This is a genomic window from Saccharothrix carnea (genome assembly GCF_003014735.1).
GTDB lineage: Bacteria > Actinomycetota > Actinomycetes > Mycobacteriales > Pseudonocardiaceae > Actinosynnema > Actinosynnema carneum.
This window is the reverse complement of sequence record NZ_PYAX01000004.1, coordinates 707,396-714,218: the sequence shown is the minus strand read 5'-3', so window position 1 is coordinate 714,218 and position 6,823 is coordinate 707,396. Positions and strand designations below refer to the sequence as shown.

At 71.9% G+C, this 6,823-nt stretch carries 5 protein-coding genes and 1 pseudogene; 2 read left to right on the top strand and 4 right to left on the bottom strand.

What is annotated here, in order from left to right; translation table 11 throughout:
- Positions 1–319, bottom strand: a pseudogene (locus B0I31_RS14755) (TerC family protein); the annotation flags it as partial.
- A gap of 282 nt (positions 320–601) precedes the next feature.
- Here B0I31_RS14755 and B0I31_RS14750 point away from each other — a divergent pair.
- Complete coding sequence (locus B0I31_RS14750) at positions 602–2,092, top strand: glycoside hydrolase family protein (protein ID WP_245949902.1); 1,491 nt, start codon at positions 602–604, stop codon at positions 2,090–2,092.
- Positions 2,093–2,174: 82 nt separating this feature from the next.
- Entirely contained in the window at positions 2,175–3,509 is a 1,335-nt protein-coding gene (locus tag B0I31_RS14745) for a hypothetical protein (RefSeq protein WP_106615890.1), read from the top strand.
- Positions 3,510–3,513: 4 nt separating this feature from the next.
- Here B0I31_RS14745 and B0I31_RS14740 read toward each other — a convergent pair whose 3' ends face one another.
- Genes B0I31_RS14740 through B0I31_RS14730 form a run of 3 tightly spaced genes read right to left on the bottom strand, consistent with a single transcriptional unit; the run spans position 3,514 to position 6,472 of the window.
- Positions 3,514–4,347 carry a siderophore-interacting protein gene (locus tag B0I31_RS14740; protein ID WP_106615889.1) on the bottom strand — a complete coding sequence of 278 codons (834 nt, stop codon included), beginning with the start codon at positions 4,345–4,347 and terminating at the stop codon, positions 3,514–3,516.
- 22 nt (positions 4,348–4,369) lie between these two features.
- Entirely contained in the window at positions 4,370–6,193 is a 1,824-nt protein-coding gene (gene glmS, locus B0I31_RS14735) for a glutamine--fructose-6-phosphate transaminase (isomerizing) (RefSeq protein WP_106615888.1), read from the bottom strand.
- Between the two features lie 15 nt (positions 6,194–6,208).
- Positions 6,209–6,472 carry a hypothetical protein gene (locus B0I31_RS14730; RefSeq protein ID WP_181320165.1) on the bottom strand — a complete coding sequence of 88 codons (264 nt, stop codon included), beginning with the start codon at positions 6,470–6,472 and terminating at the stop codon, positions 6,209–6,211.
- Positions 6,473–6,823 lie beyond the last annotated feature (351 nt).

The window sequence follows — 6,823 nt, the reverse complement described above, 5'->3', positions numbered from 1 at the left end:
CGGCGAAGGCGGCGAGCAGCAGCATGAACACGAACAGGTTGTCCACCGAGAGGGACTTCTCGACCAGGAACCCGGTCATGAACTCCAGCGCCCGGTCGGTCCCGAAGGCGTGCCACAGCCAGGCGCCGAACACCACCGGCAACGCGAGGTAGAACACCGACCACCCGGCGGCCTCCCGCATCGACACCTCGTGCGGGCGGCGGGTGACCACGAAGTCGGCGACCAAGAGCACCACCAGGACGGCGATGCTGGTCAACCACAGCCCCGTCGACCCGACGGACTCGACAGGACTCGCCGGAACGGCGACGTGCACAGGCATCAAGGCTCCTCGAACACCGAAGTCCGAGGTCTCCTTCACCCTGGCGGGCGGCCTGCCGGGGACACCGATCGGGATGTCCGTACTGACCGGGCAGACGCTTGGGAAGTACTCCCCTCGACGCACAGTATCCAGGACGGCGGCCGATGAGTAAAGCGTTGGTAAAGGGTGCCGGTCGACGGCCTCCCGGGCCCCGGTCCCGGGGTGCGCGGACTGACGAAAAACATCAACGGTCAGTGACGGTGTTCCTCACTCGCCTGGATGAGCGGCAACTAGACTGGGTGGGTGTCCCCGCGTCGACGGCTTCCCGTGCTGCTTGCTGCCTCCGTACTGGTGGGCGCGGTGACGGCGTGCAGCGACCCGGCCGCCAGCGGCTCGGTGCCGATCTCCCCGGTGCAGAAGAGCACGTCAGCGGTGCCGCCGCCGCCACCGAAGAAGCTCACGCTCACCGTGGACAAGCCGCGGGAGAGCGCCGGTGTCGTGGTGCACGGCGTCGAGGACGCGCCGTACAACTACGCACCCGCCGTGCTCCGCGAGGGCGGCCGGATCCGGGCGTGGTGGTGCAGCCAGATGAGCGTCGCGCAGCCGGGCGGTGACGACATCCTCTACAGCGAGGGACCGTCGCTGGACGGGCCGTTCAGCACCGCGGTCCCGGTCTTCTCCGGCAGTTCCGCCAGCTTCGACGCGATGCACGTGTGCGACCCGTCGGTGGTCCGCGTCGGCGGCACCTACTACATGTACTACACCGGCGCGTCCCGCGACAACCACGCCAACGGCAGCTCCATCGGCGTCGCGACCAGTCGGGACGGCATCACCTGGACCCGCGCGAACAACGGCCAGGCGATCGTGGTGCCGGCCAACGACGTGATCCGTGAGAACGCCTACGGCGCCGGGCAGCAGTCCGTCGTGCACGTCGACGGCTGGTTCTACCTCATGTTCACCGACACCACCGGCCGCGCGACCCACCCGAACGGCGCGGGCCAGTTCGTGCTCCGCTCCCGCGACCCCCTGTTCGTCAAGGGCGTCGAGGCGCTGGGCGAGGGCGGCATGGTGCCGGTGTCCACGACGACCGTGCCGCGCACCCGCTCGGTGGTGGAGGCGTTCAGCTCGGACTGGATGTGGATCGACGCCGTGTCGGCGTTCGCGATCGCCCACTCGACCGACGCGGGCACCACGATCACGTTCTGGGACAAGGACTTCACCCGCCAGCCGTTCGACCCGGTGCTGATCCCCGGCGTGTGGCGGGAAGGGCCGGGGCTGGTGCGCACCGCCGAGGGGCACGCGCCGATCCACCCGACCGACCCGTGCGGCCGGGTGTCGCTGGACGTGCTGCGCTCCACCGTGATCGGCGCGGCGAACGCGCCGACGGACATCAGGCACTTCGGCCTCGACGCGGTCGGGCTGCGCGGCTGCGCCACCAAGGCCGAGCTGAGCGCGTTGAACCGCTACACCGTGCCGTCACCGGAGAACACGGCCGACCTGGTGGTCGGCGGCGAGGTGATCCGCTTCGAGCGCCGTTCGGTGGCCAAGGAGTTCTCCCGCGGTGTGCTGGCCGACCGGCCTGCGGTGATCGACTCGCTGCCGGTCGCGGTCCGCGTGCCCGCGGGCGTGGAGGCGGTGCGCTCGCCGGACGGCGAGGTCGGGCTGCTGCTGGACGGCAAGCTGTGGCTCGTCGGCTCGGCCGAGGTGGCGGCGCTGAACTCGTCCACCGTGAAGACCGTGTCCGAGCAGGAGTGGTCCCGCTACGAGCGCCGGTCGGAACTCGCCGGCCCCTGACCGCCCGCTCACCCGGCGCGCGGCCCCGGCCGCCGGACGGGTACCTTCCCGCTACCACAGGGCGCAAGGGGAGGGCCGCCGGGTGACGGTGACGAGCGAGGACCCGCCGAGAACCGGCGAACGACGGCTGCGCGTGCTCGCCGACAGCCTGCTGCCCCAGCCGCCGGCGCCGCGGTCGGGGACGGTGACCGGCTACCTGCTCGGGTTCGTCGCCGCGCTCGCGTTCCTGCTGCTCCTGCCCGCGGGCCGGGCGAGGCTCGACCACCTGTGGGCCGAGGACGGCGCCCGCTTCGCGCTGGACGCCGTCACGCTGCCCGCGTGGTCGAACCTGGTCGAGCCCTACGGCGGCTACCTGCACACGCTGCCGCGACTGGTGGCCGAACTGGTCGCGCTGCTCCCGCTGGAGTGGACCGCCGCGGGGTTCGCGATCGCGGCGGCCGTGCTGCGCGCCCTGGTCGCGCTGCTCTGCTTCGCGGCCTCCGGCGCGTACCTGCGCTCGCTGCCGCTGCGGGTCGCGTTGGCGTCGCTCGTGGTCGTGCTGCCGGCGGGCAACTCCGAGCCGTTGAACAACATGACGAACCTGCACTGGTTCCTGCTGTACGGGGTGTTCTGGGCCCTGCTGTGGCGCGACGCCCCGCGCGTGCCGGTCGCGCTGTTCGTGTTCCTCGCCGCCGTGTCCAGCCCGCTGGTGTTCGTGCTGGCGCCCGTCGCGCTGCTGCGGCTCGCCGTGCCCCGCAAGGAGGTGCCCGTCGCGTTCTTCGCGGGGGCGCTGGTGCAGGGCGCGGTGATGCTGTTCGCCGAGCGGAACCCGTACTCGCACGACGTGGTGGACCCGGTGCAGGTGGCGCTGGCGAGCGTGCTGCGGGTGCCGGTGGTGGCGTTCACCGGGTCGGAGCAGGTCGCCCGGATCTACCCGGCGCACGGCAACCTGCCGCTGCTGGCCGCGCTCGTGCTGGCCGCCGTGCCGGTGGTGGCCGGTCTGCGGTGGGGTGGCCGGTCGGGCAGGCTGCTGGTGCTGCTCGGCGTGGGTTACAGCGTGCTCGTCATCGTCGTGTCGCTGACCGCCAACTGGAGCGCGGTCCTGCAGGTGCAGTACCCGGAAGTGGTGATGGCCGGGCAGCGCTACAGCGTCGCGCCGTGCCTGTTCCTGTTCGCCGCGATCGCCGTGGGGTTGGACGCCGTGCCCGCCCACCGGTGGCAGCGGTACGCGGTGGTGGCCGGTCGTGCGGTGATCGCGCTGGTCGTGCTCGCGAGCGTCGTCCAGCACTTCCGCACGGCCGCGGTGGTGCTCGACGGCGTGCCGTGGGACCAGAGCGTCGTGCAGGCACGGGCCCGGTGCGGCACCGGCAGCCCGGCGGGCCGCTTGGACCACGAGCCGGCGAACTGGTTCTTCGAACTGCCGTGCCGCTACCTCTGACCGGTCACGTGCGGGCCGCGCCGAGCTTCCAGTAACCGCTGAACGTCACCGACCGGCGGTCCAGGCCGCGGTCCTTCACCAGGTGCCGGCGGACCGCGGTGGCCAAGGCCGACTCACCGCACACCCAGGCGTAGTCCGGCGTGGGCGACGGCAGGTCGGTGATCGCGCGGAGCATGTGCGCGCCCGGTGCGTCGGTGCCCCGGTAGAGCCAGGTGACCGGGCCGTCGAGGTCGACGCGGTAGTCCTCGCCGGGCACCTCGGCGAAGATCCGGGTGTCCGCGGGGACGCCGGACGCCAGGATCGCGCCCAGGGCGGGCAGCGCGGTCTCGTCGGCCGCCAGGAGGACCGTGCCGGCGGACGGCGGGCGGTAGCCGGAGTTGCCCGCCCGGAAACCGGCGGTCCGGCCCACCTCGGCACGGTTCGCCCAGCGCGTTCCGGGGCCTGCGTCACCGTGCAGGACGAAGTCCACGTCGATCTCGCCGACGTCGGGCCGGTGGGCCCGGATCGTGTACCAGCGCAGGTCCGGCCGGTCCTCGGCGGGCAGGGCGCGCAGCGCGGTGCGGACGTTGACGCGATCCGCGCTCGGCATCGTCAGCGGCCGGCCCGGCGGTGGCATCAGCAGGCCGAAGCACTCGTCCGGGCCGGTCACCGCGAAGTCGGCGAACCCGGCCGCGTGGAACGTGACCCGGCGCAGGTGCGGCGCGAGGTCGGCGACCGCGGTGACCGCCATGGCGAACTGGTCGAACACGTCACGCTGGTTGGCGGGCGCGGTGACCAGGCTCGCGGCCTTGGTGAGCACCTTCAGCTGCAGCTGGTCCAACGTCGAATACCGGGGCATGCAGGTTAGGCTAACCTAATTCCTACTCCACGGTCACGCTCTTGGCCAGGTTCCGCGGCCGGTCCACGTCACGGCCCAACGCGCGCGCCAGGTGGTAGGCGAACAGCTGCAACGGCACCGAGAGCGTGATCGGGGCCAGCGCGTCGTGCGCCTTCGGCACCCGGATGACGTCCGTGGCCAGGCCCGGGGGCAGCTCGGCGTCGGTGACCGCGATGACCGGCCCGCCGCGCGCCTTGATCTCCTCGATCGTGGCCGTGTTCTTGGCCAGCAGCTCGTCGTCGGGCACCAGCACCACGGTCGGCATCTCCGGGTTGATCAGCGCCAACGGCCCGTGCTTCAACTCGGACGCCTGGTAGGCCTCGGCGTGCACGTACGAGATCTCCTTGAGCTTCTGCGCGCCCTCCCGTGCGGCGGGCCAACCACGCACCCGGCCGACGAAGAACATGTGCCGCGCGTCGGCGTACTTGCGGGCGACCGCGGCGATGTCGTCCTCGGACGCCAGGACCTGCGCGATCTGGTGCGGCAGCTCCGACAGCCCGGTCACCAGTCGCCTGCCCTCCGTGATCGAGAGGTCGCGCACCCGTCCCAGGTCCAGGGCCAGCATCGCCAACGCCACGGCCATCGTGGTGAACGACTTCGTCGCCGCCACCGACACCTCCGGCCCGGCGTGCAGGAAGATCCCGTGACCGCACTCACGGGCGATCGTGCTGCCGACCGCGTTGACCACGCCGATGACGTGCCCGCCCTTGCGCTTGAGCTCCTGCACGGCCGCGAGCGTGTCCAGCGTTTCACCCGACTGGCTGATCGCGACGTACAGCGTGTCGGGGTCGACCACCGGGTTGCGGTAGCGGAACTCGGACGCGGGCTCGGCGTCGGCGGGGATCCGGGCCAGCTCCTCGACCAGTTGCGCGCCGAGCTGCCCCGCGTAGTACGCCGAACCGCAGCCGAGCAGCTTGACCCGGCGGATGCGCTGGTAGTCCTGCGGGCTGAGGCCGACGCCGTCCAGCCGGGCCGACGAGAACCGGTGGTCCAGCCGGCCGCGCAGGCAGCGGTCCACCGCGTCGGGCTGCTCGCGCATCTCCTTGTACATGAAGTCGGGGTGCTCGCCCAGCTCGTACTCGGCGCTCACCACGTCGATCGCGGTGGGGGAGCGGGTGGTGCTGGTGGCGCGGGCGTCCGTGGTGGACGTGCGGTAGCCGTCCGCGGTGACCGTGGCGATCTCGTCGTCGTCCAGGTAGATCACCTGCTGGGTGAAGCGGACCAGCGCGGTGACGTCCGAGGCGATCAGCATCTCCTGCTCGCCGACACCGAGCACGACCGGGCTGCCGCGGCGTGCCGCGACCAGTTCACCGGGCCGTTCGGCGTCCATCACGATCACCCCGTACGTGCCCTCGACCTGCGCCAACGCCTCGCGCACGGCGTCTTCGAGCGTGGTCGCCGCACTGCGGGCCACGAGGTGGGCGAGGACCTCGCTGTCGGTGTCGGAGGCGAGCGTGACGCCGTCCGCCTCAAGCTGCGCGCGCAGCCGGTCCGAGTTCTCGAACACGCCGTTGTGGACGATCGCCACCCGCGCAGCCGCGTCCACGTGCGGGTGGGCGTTGCGATCGCTCGGCTCCCCGTGGGTCGCCCACCGGGTGTGCGCGATACCGGCGGCGCCCGCCGTGCCGTCCGGCACAGCCTTGCGCAGGTCACCGACCCGTCCGGCAGTCTTGACGACCTGCAGCCCACCACCACCCGCGACTGCGATGCCCGCCGAGTCGTAACCCCGGTACTCCAGCCGGTGCAGGCCCTCCAGCAGCACGGGGACCGCGTCCCTGGGACCGACGTACCCGACGATTCCGCACATACCCGGTGCTCTCCTCTACCCGTAGACGATCCGCCGCAACTGGCGTTCGGACAACTTCGGCGCCGCCACCGGCCGCACGTCCAGCTCCTCCCGCAGCAGCGCCCAGATCCTGGCGTTGCCCAACCCGTCCCGCCGCAACTCGACGTGCCGCCGCCGCACGTACTCCTCCGCCGTCTCCACGAAGTAGCCCATGACATCGGACACCACCCGCCGCGCGACCGCAGTAGGTAGACCGGTCGTCCTGACCACGTGCCGGAGGAGTTCGTCCGACACTCCCATGTGGGGTCTTTCCCACCGCTCGTCAGACGGCCGAACGTCCTCCACGGGTCCCAGCATGGCCACAGCCAACCACCGGATCAAATGCCGTGCCCGAAATCGGGCACAGCTGAGCCGCGGCCACGGAGGTGACTGTGCGTAAGCGGACTGTCGCCGCCGTCGTGCCCGGTGCCGCTGCCCGTTCCGGTGCCGGTGACCTCCCCGCTCCCGCGCGCCGACCTTGTCGACCGGAGGGCTGGACGCATCGGACGGGCGACCGCTCAAGCCCCGCCCGCACGACCCGCTGCCGCACCGCGGTCTCGGTCAGGTCGAAGTCCTTCGCGACCTGACCCACCGACCGCGTGGGCATCGACT